A 15,939-nucleotide genomic window follows, 5' to 3' on the forward strand; every position below is an offset into this window, starting at 1 on the left:
CAGGCCAATGAACGCAGGAGCACCATGTCACCACGGCGGGCGGCAGTCAACGAAGTTATGCGGGCCCGGTCCCGCGAGCGCATCATGCAGGCCACCGTGGAGCTGATCGACCAACGCGGGTTCACCCAGGTCACCCTGGCGGACATCGCCGAGCGGGCCCAGGTGGCCCGCGGCCTGGTCTCCTACTACTTTCCCGGCAAGCGGTTCCTGCTCCAGACGGCGATGCACCGTCACATGCACCTGACCCTGGCCGCCGCGCTGCGGCCGCTGGACGACCCGGCCGATCCGGCCCACAGCACCGACCCCGACGTCTGGCTGGCCACCGCGATCGACACGATCACCGGCCTCGCCATCGACCAATCGACGCTGATGCGCACCCATCTGGCGCTGATCCTCGCGCCGGTCGACGGCCGCTTCGTCCAGGACGACGAGCAGCGGCAACTGGGGGCGCTGCTCCAGGAGGTGCTGCGCAGGCGCGGCGCGGCCGACCCGGCCACCGAGCACGCGGTGCTGCGCAGCGCGCTGATGGGGGCCTGCATCGGCATCCTGTTGCCGGGCGCGGAGTCGCCCGTCACGCTGATCCGCGGGGACCTGTTCGCCCGCTACGGGCTGGACCCGCGCCTCGGCCCGCGCGCGGCCGCGGAGCCGGTCAGGACTCCTTGAGCAGCCCGGTCAGCAGCTCGACGGTCTGCTCGGGCGTCTGGCTGTCGACGCTGAGCCGCTCCATCACCTGGACATAGGCGTCCACGTCGTCACGCTTGTCCAAATACAGTGCACTGGTGAGCTGTTCGAGATAGACGACGTCCGGCAGGTCCTGCTCGGGGAAGCGCAGGATGGTGAACGCGCCCGTCTCGGCCGCGTGGCCGCCGAAGCGGAACGGCATCACCTGGAGCACGACGCCGGGCAGCTCGGCCATCTCGATCAGGTGCTGCACCTGGGCCCGCATCACGGCGGGTCCGCCGATGGGGCGGCGCAGCGCGGCCTCGTCGATCACCGCCCACAGGCGCGGCCCCCCGCCGTCGGTGATCATGCGCTTGCGGCGCATCCGCAGGTCGACGCGGTGCTCGATCTCCTCGGACTGCATGTGCGGCCGATTCAGCCCCATGATGGAGCGCGCGTAGTCGGCGGTCTGCAGCAGGCCGGGAATGAACTGCACCTCGTAGGTGCGGATCAGAGCCGCCGACTCCTCCAGACCGACGTAGGTCTGGAACCAGTTCGGCATCGCGTCGCTGAAACTGTGCCACCAGCCGTTCTGGTTCGCCTCACGGACGAGGGTGAGCAGCTGACCGCGCTCGGACTCGTCGACGCCGTACAGACTCAGCAGATCCACCACGTCGCGCTCCTTGAAGCTGACGCGCCCCAACTCCATGCGACTGATCTTCGACTCGGAAGCACGGATCGTGTAGCCGGCGTCCTCGCGGGAGATGCCCTTGGCTTCGCGGAGGCGGCGCAGTTGGGAGCCGAGGAGGATGCGGCGCACCATCGAACCGCCCCCCGGCTGAACCGTGGTCATTCTGTCGAACCTCCACCCGCTGGCAACAGTGCACAGTCTGCCACTGTGCGGCACTGTCCGGGCGCGCATCGTGCCCGCTTGCACACGCGCTGGTCAAGACAGTGGGACGGATCCCGCCGATCACTGCGCTGTGCGATCGTCAGACTACTCGCTGCACTGGAATCTGCACGTGCATCTGCAGGGACTGCTAATGCACGTGAATCCACTCTTGCATCTGACGTATGCGAAGAGGAGCATGTATGCGTGCACCTGCACGCCCCCTGGCAATCCGCCGAGAATCCGCCCCGGACGCCGAGATCGGCCGGGGCCGCGCCCGCATGGGAGGAGCTCTTCATGGGCCAGAGCCCGGCGGTCGCCGCGGACCCTGGAGTAGTGGTGAGCTGTGCCCTGGCGCCTCGTCACGAGTCGGTGCGCACCGCGCGCGAGTTCACCAGGCTCACCCTGAACCGCTGGGAGCTGGGGGAGCTTTTCGACGACATCGCCCTGGTCGCAAGCGAGTTGGTGACCAACGCGCTCCGCTACGGACTCCCCTCGGTGGTGCCCGAGCAGCGCAGCGCCTGGGGTAGACGCGGGACCGGCGGCCCCAGCCCGATCGACGACCGGATGAACGCCTGCGCCGAACCCACCGCCCCCCTGATCCGGCTCAGCCTGGTGCGCAGCGAGCCCGAGGGCACCCGGCCGCAGGTGGTCTGCGCGGTGACCGACCCGAGCGAGGCCGGACCCGTCCCGCGCGAGGCGGACTGGATAGCGGAGTCCGGGCGCGGACTGCATCTGGTGGAGTCCTTCAGTCACTCCTGGGGCTGGCACCCGATCGCGGTCGGCAAGGTCGTCTGGGCGGTCTTCGAACTGCAGTCGAATGTCTGAACATTCGTCTTGACAACCAGACGGCCCGGGAGTTGCTCCCGGGCCGCCCACTGCTGCGCTGATCCGCCACGAATCCGCTACGAATCCCCCGCGAAGCTCACTCCGTCAGGTGGTCGAACTCCCCCGCCTTGACGCCGTGCAGCAACGCCACGATCTCCGCCTTGGTGTAGATGAGGGCCGGACCGTCGGGGAAGCGGGAGTTGCGCACCGCGACCTCCCCGTCCGCCAGGCGGGCCATCTCGACGCAGTTGCCCTGCGAGTTGCTCATGCGGGCCTTCTGCCAGACCACTCCCTCAAGCTCCGTGGCGGCGATGCCGTTGTGGATGCGACGCATAGGTATCTCCCCGGGACGTGCGAGCGGTGCACCATGCAGCGGTCTCACTGCCGGTGATGATATCGCCAGTGCACGTGCACGTGCAGGTGCTTATGCGTGTGCACATGCGTTTACATGAGGTGACAGATTTCTTTACAAGCCAGGGAGTTGGCCGCCCGAAACGGGCAAATCCGGGCGCATGGTTGTCGCTCTCGGCTACCGGCGCTGCCCGAAGTGCCAGCGATGAGCGTCATGATCGACAGCATGGAACTCCCCCGTGACACACAGTCAGTAATCATGTGTCCCCACCACCTATGTGACGCTGCCCACACGCACACGGTTCAATTCGGCGGTATAGGGGATCCCGACTGCCGACGCACGAACGAATGACCTACGATCGTCCCCCATGAGCACTGCCGCGACTCCCAGCACGCCGCTGCCCGTCCGTACCCCGAGCGCCCGCGCGCGCGGACGCCATCGCCGCCCCGAGCGCCCCGAGCTGCCGGCGGGCGCCCCCGCGCTGCTGCTCGCCCTTCCGGCCCAGGCCTCGCCCGACGCGCGCCGCCTGGCCGAGGAGGTCGCCTCCCTGATCCGGCTCGACCAGCCGGGCATCGAGGTTTCGGCCGCCTACCTGACCGCGGGCGAGGATGCCGACGGCTGCGTGGCCCTCACCGACGCGCTGGGAGCCGCGCTGGAGGCCGAGGCGGCCCCGATCGTGGTTCCCCTCTCCCCCGGCCCGTCCACGGAGCTGGACGCCGCGCTCTCGGGCTTCGACGCCGAGGTCGTCCGCCGCACCGACGCGCTCGGTCCGCACCCGCTCCTGGCGGAGGCCGTGCACGTCCGCCTCAGCGAGGCCGGCCTGGCCCGCGCGGACCGCGCGCGCCTCTTCGCGATCAACACCTCCGCCGACGGCATCGTGCTTGCCAGCACGGGCGGCCCGGAGGCGCTGGAGCTGGCCGAGGTCACCGGCGTGCTGCTGGCCGCGCGCCTGGCGGTCCCGGTCGTGGCGGCCTCCCTCGACTCCGCGGAGTCCGTCGCGGCGGCGGTCACCCACCTCCGCGACACCGGCTGCGTCCAGCCGGCCCTGGCCCCGTACCTCCTGGGCCCCGAGATCAACGCGGACGTCCTCAAGAGCGTCGCCGACGCCATCGAGTGCCCGGTCGCCGAGCCGCTCGGCGCCTACCCCTCGATCGCCCGCCTCGCCCTCGGCCTCTACCTCGCCGCGCTCGGCATCGACGCCGACATGTAGTGGCACCACCTCAGGGGCGCGAGGAACTGCGCGAGGAACCACCCTGTGCGGACGGCCCTGCGCATTGAGGACCACCCGCACGTGGGTGGCTTGTCGCGCAGTTCCCCGCGCCCCTGGGGTAGTGCAACTCGCCCTTTGCTGAGAGGTGCCGCGCCCGCGCGCCGGAGTATTTGCAACTGGCCCCTCCGCACAGGGCAACGCACGACGCCCGCCCCGGACCTCGGTCGGGGCGGGCGCTGTGGGTTCGGCGGGTCAGGAGGCGAACGCCGTGCGGAGGCGCGGCAGGAGGTCGGCGAGGTCGCGGTCCCAGCAGCCGGAGTCGTGGCCGCCGTCGCAGCCCCAGCTGCTGCCGTTGCCGTAGTCGACGAAGTACGGTGTCTGCCCCGCGTTGGTGAGCGCCGTGGCCAGGTGCTGGGTCGCGCTCTCCAGCCACCACTCCTCCACGCCCCGGGTGGAGACCGCCCCGCTGCCCACGTAGAGCGAGACCCCCATGCCCGCGAAGGCGGACGCGTGCTGCGTCGGGTCCGCGGCGTTCCACAGCGAGTCGTTGTACGGCGGGGTCCACGAGATCGGGTACGGCGAGCCGAACAGCGCGTCGCTGTCGACCCCCGGTGCGTAGCCGTCCCGGCCGAGGCGGCAGTAGCTCCAGTCGGTGACCGGGGCCGCGTCGGTGAGCGAGGCGAGGACGACCTCACGCAGCACCATCTCGTTCCCCGACAGGTCCACGTCGCCCGACATCGAGGCCACCTGACCGAAGAGGTCCGGGTGCAGCTGGGCGAGGTGCATGGCGCCGAAGCCGCCCATGGAGATCCCGGCGATCGCCCGGTGCTTCTTGTCCGCGAGCGTGCGCAGGTTCGCGTCGACGAACGGGATGACCTGGTTGATCTCGAAGTTCTCCCAGTTCTGCGCACCGGCCGCGGTGCCCTGGTCGCGCCAGTTGGAGTACCAGCCGCGGGCGCCCCCGTCGGGGATCACGGTGATCATCCCCTCGCTGCTCTTCTCCGCGTCGAACAGCGGGAAGTTGGCGCCGCTGAAGTAGTCGCAGGGGTCGCCCGGCGAACCGTGCAGCAGGTAGAGCACCGGGTAGCGGGCGGTCGGGTTGCTGTAGTAGTCGGCGGGCAGCACGATCCGGATGTGGTGGCCGACCGTACCGGGGTCGGCGGCCACCTGGGGCGTCGTCACGGTGATCGTGAAGTCGGTCGGGGTGGCCGCCGGTACGCCCTGGCTCTGCAGCGAGGGGTCGGCGACCTGGGTCAGGCCGAAGCCGTTCGCCAGCGCCGGCGGGCCGGCCGGATCCGCGTGCGCGGCGGGCGCGGAGATCAGGGTGGCGGCGGCCGTCGCGGCGACGGCCAGGGCCGCCTTCGCGCGCGAGCGCCACGTGGGCAGGAGCGAGCTCATGAATGTCCCCCAGGTTCGACGGTGATGCCGGAGGCCGACACTAGCGTCAAAGAACATTGATGTACACAGATCAGTGAACGTTGATGTTCACAAAGCGATCCCGTTTCAGGAGGGGGAGTTGAGGGAAGATCAGGTGTCCAGCAGCGCGCGGATGAGCTCGGTGATCGAGCCCCGCAACGCCGCCAGTCCGGCCACGTCGCCCACCTCGATCCGGGCCGTCACCAGCGCGCTCACCGCGCCGATCAGCGCCCGCCCGATGAACTTCGGGTCCAGGCCCGGACGCCGGCGGCCGCCCGCGTCGATCGCGTCCGCGACGAGCATCGCGAAGCGCTCCTGGCTGGACAACCGGCGCGACACCGCCGCGTACCCGGCTCCGTAGACCTCGATCAGGAACACCCGCGCCGAGGCGGGCGAGGCGGCCAGCGTGCCCAGGTAGGCATCCATGACCCGGTCCAGCCGGACCGCCACCGGATCGTCGGGCGAGCCGAAGGCCTCCTCGATCCTGGCGACGAACACCTCGGCGGAGTCGTCGAAGGCGGCGAGGAAGCAGTCCTCCTTGTTGGCGAAGAACTCGTAGAAGGTCTGCCGGGAGATCCGCGCCCGCTTGAGCACCGCGCCGACGGTCGTCGCGGCATAGCCGTGCTCCGCCACCACCGCGACCATGGCGGTCAGCAGCCGCGCCCGCTGCGCCGCGCCGACCTCGTCCCGGCTGAGCCGGTGGTGTCCGCGCGGCAGCGTCGCCACGGTCTCTGGGCCGGGTGCGGAGCCGGGTGCGGCGCCGGAGACGAAGCCGGGAACGGAGTCGGAGTCCACTGCGGCAATCTACCCCCGGACGATCAGGAGAGCGCCCCTGTGGAACCGCGGACCACCAGTTCCGGCTGGAAGACGAACTCCCCGCGCTGCGCCGGGTTGCCGCCGATCTCCTCCAGCAGCACGTTCACCGCCGCCGCGCCCATGGACTCGACCGGCTGACGGATCGTCGTCAGCGGCGGGTCGGCGAAGGCGATCAGCGGCGAGTCGTCGAAGCCGACCACCGAGATGTCCTTGGGAACGGCCAGCCCGCGCGCCCGCGCGCCGCGGATCGCACCGAAGGCCATCAGGTCGCTGCCGCAGACGATCGCCGTGCAGCCCTTGTCCAGCAGCGCGTTGGCCGCGGCCTGGCCGCCCTCGACGGTGAACAGGGAGTGCTGGATCAGCGAGCGGCTCTCCTCCTCGCTCAGCCCCAGCAGGTCCTGCGCGGCGGCGACGAAGCCCTCCTCCTTGCGCAGCACGGGCACGAAGCGGGACGGGCCGACCGCCAGGCCGATCCTGCGGTGCCCGAGCCCGATCAGGTGGCGCAGCGCCATCCACATCGCGGCCCGGTCGTCGGGCGAGATGAACGGCGCGCTGACGCGCTCGCTGAAGCCGTTGATCATCACGAACGGCACGCCCTGGCCCTGGAGCTTGTCGTAGCGGGCGGTGTCGGCCGTGGTGTCCGCGTGCAGACCGGAGACGAAGACGATCCCGGTGACGCCGCGCTCGACCAGCATCTCGACGAGCTCGTCCTCGGTCGAGCCGCCGGGCGTCTGGGTGCACAGGACGGGCGTGTAGCCGAAGCGGGTCAGCACCTGCTCGATGACCTGGGCCAGCGCGGGGAAGATCGGGTTGCTCAGCTCCGGGGTGATCAGCCCGATCAGTCCGGCGCTGCGCTGCCGCAGCCGGGTGGGCCGCTCGTAGCCGAGCACGTCCAGCGCGGCCAGCACCGCCTGCCGGGTCGCCGCGGCGACGCCCGGCTTCCCGTTCAGCACCCGGGAGACGGTGGCCTCGCTGACCCCCGCCTGCGCCGCGATGTCCGCCAATCGCGCTGTGTTCGCCGCCCGCGCTGTGTTCACGGGAACGAAGCCTATTGCACGAACAGCTTTTCGCCCGCCGTTTGCCGCAGGCCCACTCGGCTGCGCAGACGGACCGAGCAGGCGAGCGCGAGCAGCGCCGCCGCGGCGGGCACGTGGTAGCCCGTGCCCGGCGGTGCGTGGTCGACCAGCCAGCCGCCCGCCGCGGTGCCGGCGGAGATGCCGACCAGCAGTCCGGTGGTGGTCCAGGTGAAGCCCTCGGTCAGCTGTTCCGGCGGCACCAGCTCGCCGACCAGGCCCATGCTGGTCGACATCGTCGGCGCCGTGGCCAGGCCCGCGACCAGCAGGATCGCCGCCAGCTGCGGCAGCGAGGAGGCGAACGGCAACGGCGCCAGGGTCAGCGCCATCGCGGCCAGCGCCCAGCGCAGCCGCACCACCGGACGGCCGCGCGGCCGCCAGATCCCGAAGGCCAGACCGGACAGGCAGGAGCCGAACGCGTAGCAGGAGAGCACCAGGCTGGCGGCGGCCTTGTGGCCGTGCGCCTGGGCGAAGCCGATCGTGGTGATCTCCATGGTGCCGAAGACCCCGCCCGCGGCCACCAGCATCACCACCAGCGCCGGCATCCCCTCCGCCCGCAGCGCGCCGCCCGCCGGATGCGCCCCACCCGGAACTCCGCCGGGGCGCGCGCGCCGTAGGCGGCCCAGCCCTCGTCCGGCCACGGTGGGGCGGCCGCTCCCGCCGATGAGCGGGATCGCCCGCCGCCCGGCCCCGGCCGGGTCCGGCGCGCGGCGCGTCGGCGGCGGTTCGGTGCGGCGTTGGGTCGCCAGGGCGAGGATGCCGGTCAGCGCCAGCAGGCTCGCGGTCAGGTAGGCGGTCAGCGGGGAGAAGCCGGTCGCCAGGGTCATCGCGGCGATGGGGCCGAGGATGTAGCAGAGCTCGTCGGCGACGCCCTCGTAGGCGTAGGCGGTGTGCAGCACGGCCTCGCGGCCGCGGTGCAGCCGGGCCCAGCGGGCGCGGGCCAGGGAGCCGGTGTTGGGGCCGAGGCCGCTGACCGCGCAGGCCAGCAGGTAGACCTGGACCGGGGCGTGCCCGTACAGCGCGGCGACGATCCCCGCGCCGCCGAGGCTCGCCAGCAGCACCGCCGGCACGCTCACCCTGGTCTGCCCGTAGCGGTCCACCAGCCTGGCCTGCCAGGGCCCGGCCGCCGCGACGGCGACGAGCGTGGCCGCGCCGCCGAGGCCGGCCAGGCTGTAGGAGCGGTGCAGCGAGGTCACCAGCAGGGTGGCCGCGAGCGAGAACATCCCCATCGGGAACCGCGCCACGAGCACGGCCAGGCTGAACCCGACCGCGCCGCGCGGCGCGAACAGTGCGCGGTAGGACACCCGTGTCAGGCCCGCGGCCTGGCGCCGGTGGAACCGCGGACGACCAGCTCGGGCTGGAAGACGAACTCGGCCCGGTGCGCCTCGGCCGCGTTGATCTCCTCCAGCAGCGCGTCGACCGCCGCCGCGCCCATCGCCTCGACGGGCTTGCGAATGGTCGTCAGCGGCGGGTCGGCGAAGGCGATCAGCGGGGAGTCGTCGAAGCCGACCACCGAGACGTCGCCCGGCACGCTCAGTCCCCGCTGACGGGCGGCGCGGATGACGCCGAAGGCCATCAGGTCGCTGCCGCAGACGATCGCGGTGCAGCCCTTGTCCAGCAGGCTGCCGCCCGCGGCGTGGCCGCCCTCGACGGTGAACAGGGTGTGCTGGACCAGGTCCTCGCTCTCGGCCGCGCTCAGCCCGAGCAGTTCCTGGGTGGCCTCGTGGAAGCCCTCCAGCTTCCTGGCCACCGGGACGAAGCGGGCCGGTCCGACGGCCAGGCCGACGCGCTGGTGGCCGAGTTCGGCGAGGTGCCGCACCGCCATCCACATGGCGGCCCGGTCGTCGGGCGAGACGAAGGAGGCGTCGATGCGCTCGCTGAACCCGTCGATCAGCACGAAGGGGACGCCGCGTCCGGCGAGCCTGGCGTAGCGCTCGTGGTCGGCGCTGGTGTCGGCGTGCAGTCCCGAGACGAAGACGATGCCGGTGACGCCGCGGTCGACCAGCATGTCGACCAGCTCGTCCTCGGTCGAGCCGCCGGGCGTCTGCGTGCACAGCAGCGGGGTGTACCCGTGCCGGGTCAGCACCTGCTCGATCATCTGGGCCAGCGCCGGGAAGATCGGGTTGCTCAGCTCCGGCGTGATCAGCCCGATCAGTCCGGCGCTGCGCTGCCGCAGTTTCACCGGCCGGTCGTAGCCGAGCACGTCCAGCGCCGCCAGCACCGTCTGCCTGGTCGTGGCCGAGACGCCCGCCTTGCCGTTCAGCACCCGCGAGACCGTGGCCTCGCTGACACCGGCCTGGGCCGCGATGTCCGCGAGCCTGGCCGGTGACGGCGCGACCTGAGGGGGAATGGTCATCTCAGCAGGTCCACCAGACGGTGGTGTCCGGGGCGATCTCCGCCAGTCTCTCCGGTCCCTCGATCACCACCGGCTCCGCGCCCGAGGAGAGCATCGGCCGCCCCGGCAGGGGCAGCCGGACGGGCACGGAGCCGGTGTTGGCGACGCAGACGAAGGCACCGGAGGCACCCGTTGCCCCGTCCGCACCGGTCTCATCGCTCCCGCCGGCCACGGTCCGGCGGAAGGCGAGCGCCCCGGCGGGCGCGTCCAGCCACTCGACGCTGTCGCCGGCGCCGAGCGCGGGGTGCTTGATCCGGACGGCCAGCGCGGAGCGGTACAGCTCCAGCGTGGAGGTCGGGTCGCCGGTCTGCGCCTCCACGCTCAGCTCGGCCCAGGACTGCGGCTGGGGCAGCCAGCTGGGGCCGCCCTCGACCGGACCGAAGCCGTAGGGGGCCGCCGTGCCGGACCACGGGATCGGCACCCGGCAGCCGTCGCGGAAGCCGTCCTGACCGGCCTGGCGGTGGAAGGAGGGGTCCTGGCGGACCTCGTCCGGCAGGTCGGTGACGTCGGGCAGGCCGAGCTCCTCGCCCTGGTAGACGTAGGCCGAGCCGGGCAGCGCCAGCATCAGCATCGTCGCCGCGCGGGCGCGGCGCAGGCCGAGCTCGCGGTCGCCGGGGGTGCGGATCTGGGTGCTGCTGCTGGGCTCGTTGGCGAAGCGGGTGGCGTGCCGGGTGACGTCGTGGTTGGACAGAACCCAGGTGGCGGGCGCGCCCACCGGACGCATCGCGTCCAGGGTCTGGTCGACCACGTCGCGCAGCGCCTCGGCGTTCCAGGGGGTGCCCAGGTACTGGAAGTTGAATGCCTGGTGCAGCTCGTCGGGGCGGACGTAGTTGGCGGTGCGGGCCACCGTCGGGGTCCACGCCTCGGCGACGAAGATGCGGTCGCCCGCGTACTCCTCCAGGATCGGCCGCCAGGAGCGGTAGATCGCGTGGACGCCGTCCTGGTCGAAGAAGGGCATCTCGTCGTTGCCGAGCAGCTTGAGCTGGTCGTGCATGCCCAGGTCGGGCAGGCCGGGGGCCTTGACCAGACCGTGGGCGACGTCGATGCGGAAGCCGTCGACGCCGAGGTCGAGCCAGAAGCGCAGGATCGAGCGGAACTCGTCGGCGACGGCCGGGTGCTCCCAGTCGAAGTCGGGCTGCTCGGGGGCGAACAGGTGCAGGTACCACTCCCCCGCGCTGCCGTCCGGCTCGGTGACCCGGGTCCAGGCCGGGCCGCCGAAGATGGACTCCCAGTCGTTGGGCGGCAGTTCGCCGGAGAGGCCGCGGCCGGGCCGGAAGTGGAACCGCTTGCGCAGCGCGGAGCCCGGGCCCTCGCGCAGCGCCTGCTGGAACCACTCGTGCTGGTCCGAGCAGTGGTTGGGGACCAGGTCGAAGATGACCCGCAGGCCGAGCGCGTGCGCGTCCTCGATCAGCCCGGCGGCGTCGGCGGTGTCGCCGAACATCGGGTCGACCTTGCGGTAGTCGGCGACGTCGTAGCCGGCGTCGGCCTGCGGGGAGGCGTAGAAGGGGGAGAGCCAGACCGCGTCCACACCCAGGTCGCGCAGGTAGGACAGACGCGAGCGGACGCCGGCGAGGTCGCCCATCCCGTCGCCGTTCGCGTCGGCGAAGCTGCGCGGGTAGACCTGGTAGATCACCGCGTCGCGCCACCAGCCGGTTCTCCGCTGCGCGAGGGGATCGCCCCCGACGATGCGTGCGGAGCGGTCCGGAATGACGAGATGCTGGGTCATGGGATCCCTTGACTGCGATATCTGGGACGGATCGGAGCGGGTGGTGCGGCGGCGCGGGGCCGGGCCGGTGTCAGCCCTTGGTGCCGCCGGCGGTGAGGCCGGTCACCAGGTTCTTCTGGACGACGTAGAACAGGGCGGCCGCCGGGATGGCGATGAGCACGCCGGTCGCGGCCAGGTAGTTCCACTGCGAGTTGTACTGGCTGATGAACTGCTTCATGCCGATGGCGAGCGTCAGCTTGTTCGGCGAGAGCAGGAAGAAGGAGGCGAAGGCGACCTCGCCCCACGCGGTGATGAAGGTGTAGAACGCGGCCACGGCCAGTCCCGGACGGGCCAGCGGCAGGATCAGCCGCCAGAAGGTGCCGAACGGGGTCAGGCCGTCGATCCGCCCGGCCTCGTCGATGTCCACCGGGATGGTGTCGAAGTAGCCCTTGAGCAGCCAGGCGCAGTACGGCACGGCGGTGGTGCAGTAGACCAGGATGAGGCCCAGGTAGCTGTCGAGCAGCCCGGTCTCGGAGAGGATCTTGTACAGCGGCACCATCAGCACGGCGACCGGGAACATCTGGGTCAGCAGGAAGGTGTACATCAGGGTGCCGCGGCCCAGGAACCTGATCCGGGAGACGGCGTAGCCGGCGCTGGCGGAGACCAGCACGCCGATCACCATGGTGCCGGCGGCGACGATCGCCGAGTTGCCCAGCCAGGTCAGGAAGTCGGTCTGCCCGAGCACGTGGCTGTAGTTGGACAGCGAGGGGTGGGCCGCGATGCGCTGCGGGTGCTGGTAGTCGAACTCGCCCGCACCGAGCGAGATGTAGACGACCCAGACCACCGGGAAGGCGGCGATGAAGGCGGCCAGGGCGAGGACACCGTGCAGGCCGAGCGAGGCGAGCAGCGAGCGCCGGCCGCGGACGCGGGGCTTCGTGGGGATGATGCTCATGCCTGCGCTCCCTGCATGCGCCGGATCCAGCGCCGGTAGAACTCGGTGAAGACGACCAGGATGGACAGGCACAGCACGCCGACGGTGGCGGCGCGGGCGTAGTCCATCGGCGTCTGACCGAAGAAGAGCTTGTAGGAGTAGGTCACCAGGATCTGCACGCTGTCGCTGTTGTTCGCGCCGAAGAGCAGGAAGATGACGTTGAACTGGTTGAACGTCCAGATGATGCCCAGCAGCACCAGGGTGCTGCTGACCGGGCGCAGGCCGGGCAGGGTGACGTGGCGGAAACGCTGCCAGGCACTGGCCCCGTCCATCTCGGCCGCCTCGTAGAGCTCGGCGGGGATGGCCTGCAGGCCGCCCAGCATGGAGAGCATCATGAACGGCACGCCGACCCAGGTGTTGACCGCGATGGCGGCGATCTTCTGCCAGAACGGGTCGCTCAGCCAGGAGATGTGGCCCAGGCCGATCGCTCCGGTGAGCGAGTTGAGCACGCCGTCGTCGGCCAGCATCAGCCGCCACGAGAAGATGGTGACGAAGGTCGGCACGGCCCAGGGCAGCACCAGCAGCAGCCGGTAGAAGGCGCGGCCGCGCACCTGGCGGTTGAGCAGGACCGCCAGACCGAGACCGAGCGAGACGGTCACGGTGACGCAGCTGACGGTCCAGATGATGGTCCACCAGAAGTGCGGCCAGAACTGGTTGTCCGGGCCGGACAGGATGTCCAGGTAGGTCTTCAGACCGACCCAGCTGAAGGTGTCGGGGATGTGGTTGACCCCGATGGTGTGCCCGACGTTGAGGCTGGTCGCGTCGGTGAAGGTGTACATGACGCCGAGGACCAGCGGGTAGCCGACCAGCAGCGCGAGGATCACCACGACCGGGGCGCACATGGCCCACGCGTACCAGAACTGGTCGTACGATCGCCGGATCCGCTTGAGCGGTCCTGCCCGCCGCTCCTCGGCCCGGCGTGGCGGAGCGGTTTCCACCGGTGCGGCCACGGTCATGCTGACACCTCTTCAGGAAGACACGTACAACTCAACGATTGGACCTGCGGGCGACGGCCGACCGGCCGGCCGTCTCCACCCTCAAGGAGACGGCCGACCGGTGGCTGATCACTGGGCGGCGTAGTCCGGGAGCAGCTTCTGCGACTGGACGGTCACGTTGGACATGCCCGCCTGGACGCTCTCCTGGCCGGTGAGGATCTTCGTCAGCTCGGTGCCGAAGGGGCCGTACAGGGAGCTGTACTGGGCGTTGGCCGGGCGCGGCATGCCGGCCGAGAGGACGGCCTGGAAGCCGGCGATGCCCGGGTTGGCGGTGACGGCCGAGGTGTAGGCGTCCTGGCGGGTCGGCAGCGTCGCGTTCTTGGTCGCGATGGTGGTCTGCGAGGCGGCCGAGGTCAGGAAGGCGATCAGCTTCTCGGAGGCAGCCTGGTGGGCGGCGTCCGAACCGGCGTAGGCGACCAGGTTGTGGCCACCGATCGGGGCGCCGGCCTTGCCGGCCGAGCCGGCCGGGACGGCGGCGATGCCGAGGTTCGACTTGTCGGTGAAGGAGGAGCCCTTGAAGACGTTGGTGGTCTCCCACGGGCCCTGGATGATCGAGGCGACCTTGCCGCTCTCGAACGCGTCCATGATGTTGGCGTAGCCGTTGGCGGTGGTGTCCAGCTTGGCGACGCCGGGCGCGGAGATCAGGTCCTTGAGCGTGTTGATGCCCTTGATCGCGGCGGCGGAGTTGAACTCCAGCTTCTTGTTCGCGACGTCGATCATGTCGGTGCCCTCGCCGTAGAGGAAGGGCATCGCGTAGTAGGAGTTCGGGTTGAAGTCGAAGCCGTCGACGCCGGCCTTCTGCTTGATCTGGGCGGCGTCGGCCTTGAGCTGGTCCCAGGTGGTCGGCGCGGCGGTGATGCCGGCCTTCGCGAAGATCGCCTTGTTGTACATCAGGGCGAGGGTGTCGGTGACCTCGGGGATGCCGTACAGCTTGCCCTGGTACGTGGCCTGGGTGATGAGCTGCTGCTCGAAGGAGGCCTTCTCGGCGGCGGCGGGGGTGCCGTCCAGCGGGACGAGGTAGCCCTGCTGGGCGAAGCCGGCGACCCAGCCCACGTCCGAGCGCAGGACGTCGGGCGCGCCCTTGCCGGCGGCCGCGGCGGTGGTGAACTTGGTCTGGGCGTCGGCGAACGGCACGCTGACGTAGTTGACCTTGATGTTCGGGTTGGCCCGCTCGAACTGGGCGACCAGCGCCTTGTAGGTCGGAGCCTCGTTGGTGGCGTCCGAGGTGTCCCACCAGGTGATGGTGACAGGACCCGCGCTGGCGGCGGAGCCGCTCGCGCTGCTGCCGCTGGAACCGCAAGCGCTTGCAGAAACCGCTATCGCCGTCGCCAGTACGGCTGCCGCAATGCCACGACGCATTGGTGCACTCCTTCAAGGGTGGATGCCCTGCGACCGCACTGCCGCCGGGCTTGGGGAGGAACGTAACAGCGAGGAAAGCTCGCTGGAAAGGCCTTGCAGCAACTTTCTGCAAAGCGGGGTGATCGTTACCTCCACGTGTCCTGCACGTTGCCGGGAAACGACACCAGCCGCGTACCCGACAACGGGTACGCGGCTGGTGAGGGGCTTGCGGGCGTTACTGCAAGGCTACGCAGGCGCCGCCGGTCCGGTGGAGCCCCGGACCACGAGCTCCGGCTCGAAGAGCAGCTCGTCGTGGGTCACCCGGGCGCCGGCGATCTCGCCGACGAGCAGGTCGACGGCGGCCCGGCCCATCGCCTCGATCGGCTGGCGGATCGTCGTCAGCGGCGGATCGGTGCAGGTCATGAAGGAGGAGTCGTCGTAGCCGACGACCGAGACATCGCGCGGGACGTCGAGACCGCGGCGGCGGGCGGCGCGGACGGCGCCGAGCGCGAGCGGGTCGCTGGCGCAGATGACGCCGGTGACGCCGCGCTTGAGCAGCCGCGTGGTGGCGGCCTGGCCGCCCTCCAGCGAGAAGAGCGCGTGCTCGACCGCCTCGTCGGGCAGTTCCACCCCGGCCCTGGCCGCGGCCTCCTTCGCCGCCGCGAGCTTGCGCTGCGAGGGGACGTGGTCGGGCGGGCCGAGCACCAGGCCGATCCTGCGGTGGCCGAGCGAGACCAGGTGTCCGACGGCCTGCTCGACCGCCACCGCGTCGTCACAGCTGACCTGGGGGAAGTCCAGGTCCTCTATGGCCGCGTTCATCAGCACCGTGGGCAGCCCGCGCTCGGCGAGCCGCTCGTAGTGGCCGTGCGGGGACTCGGCCTGGGCGTACATGCCGCCGAAGAAGACCACGCCGGAGACCTGCTGCTGGAGGAGCAGCTCCACGTAGTCGGCCTCGGAGACGCCGCCGGCGGTCTGCGTGCACAGCACGGGCGTGAAACCCTGCTGGGCCAGCGCGCCGCCGACCACCTCGGCGAAGGCGGGGAAGATCGGGTTCTGCAGCTCGGGCAGGACCAGGCCGACCAGGCGCGAGCGTTCGCCGCGCAGCTGGGTCGGTCGTTCGTAGCCGAGCACGTCGAGTGCGGTCAGGACAGCTGTGCGGGTGGCCTCCGAGACGCCCGGCTTGCCGTTGAGCACCCGGCTGACCGTCGCCTCGCTGACCCCGACCTTCTGCGCGACCTCGGCGAGTCGTCGTGTCATGCAGGCAAGGCTAG

General features: G+C 71.0%; 15 protein-coding genes. 3 read left to right on the plus strand and 12 right to left on the minus strand.

What is annotated here, in order from left to right:
* Positions 1-84 precede the first annotated feature (84 nt).
* Positions 85-663 carry a TetR/AcrR family transcriptional regulator gene (locus BS83_RS16965; protein WP_232248377.1) on the plus strand — a complete coding sequence of 193 codons (579 nt, stop codon included), beginning with the start codon at positions 85-87 and terminating at the stop codon, positions 661-663.
* Here BS83_RS16965 and BS83_RS16970 read toward each other — a convergent pair.
* Positions 650-1,513 carry a helix-turn-helix domain-containing protein gene (locus BS83_RS16970; protein ID WP_084713597.1) on the minus strand — a complete coding sequence of 288 codons (864 nt, stop codon included), beginning with the start codon at positions 1,511-1,513 and terminating at the stop codon, positions 650-652. The genes BS83_RS16965 and BS83_RS16970 overlap by 14 nt on opposite strands.
* 333 nt (positions 1,514-1,846) lie before the next feature.
* On the opposite strand from BS83_RS16970, the gene BS83_RS16975 reads away from it, so the two are divergent.
* The gene (locus BS83_RS16975; protein WP_051943192.1) at positions 1,847-2,377 is read left to right on the plus strand and encodes an ATP-binding protein; all 531 of its coding nucleotides are present in this window, start codon (positions 1,847-1,849) and stop codon (positions 2,375-2,377) included.
* A gap of 97 nt (positions 2,378-2,474) precedes the next feature.
* On the opposite strand, the gene BS83_RS16980 is transcribed toward BS83_RS16975, so the two are convergent.
* Positions 2,475-2,711 (minus strand): DUF397 domain-containing protein, encoded by a 237-nt coding sequence (locus tag BS83_RS16980; protein WP_037604609.1) that lies wholly within the window; start codon positions 2,709-2,711, stop codon positions 2,475-2,477.
* 385 nt (positions 2,712-3,096) lie between these two features.
* Here BS83_RS16980 and BS83_RS16985 point away from each other — a divergent pair, with 385 nt between their 5' ends.
* On the plus strand, positions 3,097-3,939 hold the full coding sequence (locus BS83_RS16985; RefSeq protein ID WP_037604610.1) for a sirohydrochlorin chelatase: 843 nt from the start codon (positions 3,097-3,099) through the stop codon (positions 3,937-3,939).
* Positions 3,940-4,191: 252 nt separating this feature from the next.
* Here the strand turns inward: BS83_RS16985 and BS83_RS16990 are convergent, their stop codons facing one another.
* The 10 genes from BS83_RS16990 to BS83_RS17035 form a co-directional block, all read right to left on the minus strand.
* Positions 4,192-5,337, minus strand: coding sequence for an alpha/beta hydrolase (locus BS83_RS16990; protein ID WP_037604611.1), 1,146 nt, complete (start codon positions 5,335-5,337; stop codon positions 4,192-4,194).
* A 129-nt stretch (positions 5,338-5,466) separates the two neighbouring features.
* On the minus strand, positions 5,467-6,150 hold the full coding sequence (locus BS83_RS16995) for a TetR/AcrR family transcriptional regulator (protein WP_051943194.1): 684 nt from the start codon (positions 6,148-6,150) through the stop codon (positions 5,467-5,469).
* A 23-nt stretch (positions 6,151-6,173) separates the two neighbouring features.
* The gene (locus tag BS83_RS17000) at positions 6,174-7,208 is read right to left on the minus strand and encodes a LacI family DNA-binding transcriptional regulator (RefSeq protein WP_037604612.1); all 1,035 of its coding nucleotides are present in this window, start codon (positions 7,206-7,208) and stop codon (positions 6,174-6,176) included.
* Between the two features lie 11 nt (positions 7,209-7,219).
* Positions 7,220-8,548, minus strand: a complete 1,329-nt coding sequence (locus BS83_RS17005; protein WP_051943196.1) for an MFS transporter — start codon at positions 8,546-8,548, stop codon at positions 7,220-7,222.
* Between the two features lie 5 nt (positions 8,549-8,553).
* Positions 8,554-9,600 carry a LacI family DNA-binding transcriptional regulator gene (locus BS83_RS17010; protein ID WP_037604613.1) on the minus strand — a complete coding sequence of 349 codons (1,047 nt, stop codon included), beginning with the start codon at positions 9,598-9,600 and terminating at the stop codon, positions 8,554-8,556.
* Position 9,601: 1 nt separating this feature from the next.
* The gene (locus tag BS83_RS17015) at positions 9,602-11,365 is read right to left on the minus strand and encodes a glycoside hydrolase family 13 protein (RefSeq protein WP_037604614.1); all 1,764 of its coding nucleotides are present in this window, start codon (positions 11,363-11,365) and stop codon (positions 9,602-9,604) included.
* 70 nt (positions 11,366-11,435) lie between these two features.
* On the minus strand, positions 11,436-12,296 hold the full coding sequence (locus BS83_RS17020) for a sugar ABC transporter permease (RefSeq protein WP_051943198.1): 861 nt from the start codon (positions 12,294-12,296) through the stop codon (positions 11,436-11,438).
* Positions 12,293-13,291, minus strand: coding sequence for a carbohydrate ABC transporter permease (locus BS83_RS17025; protein WP_037604615.1), 999 nt, complete (start codon positions 13,289-13,291; stop codon positions 12,293-12,295). The genes BS83_RS17020 and BS83_RS17025 overlap by 4 nt, the downstream gene beginning before the upstream one ends.
* 108 nt (positions 13,292-13,399) lie before the next feature.
* A complete protein-coding gene (locus BS83_RS17030) occupies positions 13,400-14,689 on the minus strand; it encodes an extracellular solute-binding protein (RefSeq protein WP_037604616.1) in 1,290 nt (429 codons plus the stop codon).
* A 225-nt stretch (positions 14,690-14,914) separates the two neighbouring features.
* Complete coding sequence (locus tag BS83_RS17035) at positions 14,915-15,925, minus strand: LacI family DNA-binding transcriptional regulator (RefSeq protein WP_037604617.1); 1,011 nt, start codon at positions 15,923-15,925, stop codon at positions 14,915-14,917.
* Positions 15,926-15,939 lie beyond the last annotated feature (14 nt).

This window comes from Streptacidiphilus rugosus AM-16, assembly GCF_000744655.1.
Classification (GTDB): domain Bacteria; phylum Actinomycetota; class Actinomycetes; order Streptomycetales; family Streptomycetaceae; genus Streptacidiphilus; species Streptacidiphilus rugosus.

Excerpts from the sequence above, each read along its gene's own strand:
- BS83_RS16965 (WP_232248377.1), top strand. The coding sequence starts at position 85 with ATGCAGGCCACCGTGGAGCTGATCGACCAACGCGGGTTCACCCAGGTC.
- BS83_RS16970 (WP_084713597.1), bottom strand. The coding sequence starts at position 1,513 with ATGACCACGGTTCAGCCGGGGGGCGGTTCGATGGTGCGCCGCATCCTC.
- BS83_RS16975 (WP_051943192.1), top strand. The coding sequence starts at position 1,847 with ATGGGCCAGAGCCCGGCGGTCGCCGCGGACCCTGGAGTAGTGGTGAGC.
- BS83_RS16980 (WP_037604609.1), bottom strand. The coding sequence starts at position 2,711 with ATGCGTCGCATCCACAACGGCATCGCCGCCACGGAGCTTGAGGGAGTG.
- BS83_RS16985 (WP_037604610.1), top strand. The coding sequence starts at position 3,097 with ATGAGCACTGCCGCGACTCCCAGCACGCCGCTGCCCGTCCGTACCCCG.
- BS83_RS16990 (WP_037604611.1), bottom strand. The coding sequence starts at position 5,337 with ATGAGCTCGCTCCTGCCCACGTGGCGCTCGCGCGCGAAGGCGGCCCTG.
- BS83_RS17010 (WP_037604613.1), bottom strand. The coding sequence starts at position 9,600 with ATGACCATTCCCCCTCAGGTCGCGCCGTCACCGGCCAGGCTCGCGGAC.
- BS83_RS17015 (WP_037604614.1), bottom strand. The coding sequence starts at position 11,365 with ATGACCCAGCATCTCGTCATTCCGGACCGCTCCGCACGCATCGTCGGG.
- BS83_RS17020 (WP_051943198.1), bottom strand. The coding sequence starts at position 12,296 with ATGAGCATCATCCCCACGAAGCCCCGCGTCCGCGGCCGGCGCTCGCTG.
- BS83_RS17025 (WP_037604615.1), bottom strand. The coding sequence starts at position 13,291 with ATGACCGTGGCCGCACCGGTGGAAACCGCTCCGCCACGCCGGGCCGAG.
- BS83_RS17030 (WP_037604616.1), bottom strand. The coding sequence starts at position 14,689 with ATGCGTCGTGGCATTGCGGCAGCCGTACTGGCGACGGCGATAGCGGTT.
- BS83_RS17035 (WP_037604617.1), bottom strand. The coding sequence starts at position 15,925 with ATGACACGACGACTCGCCGAGGTCGCGCAGAAGGTCGGGGTCAGCGAG.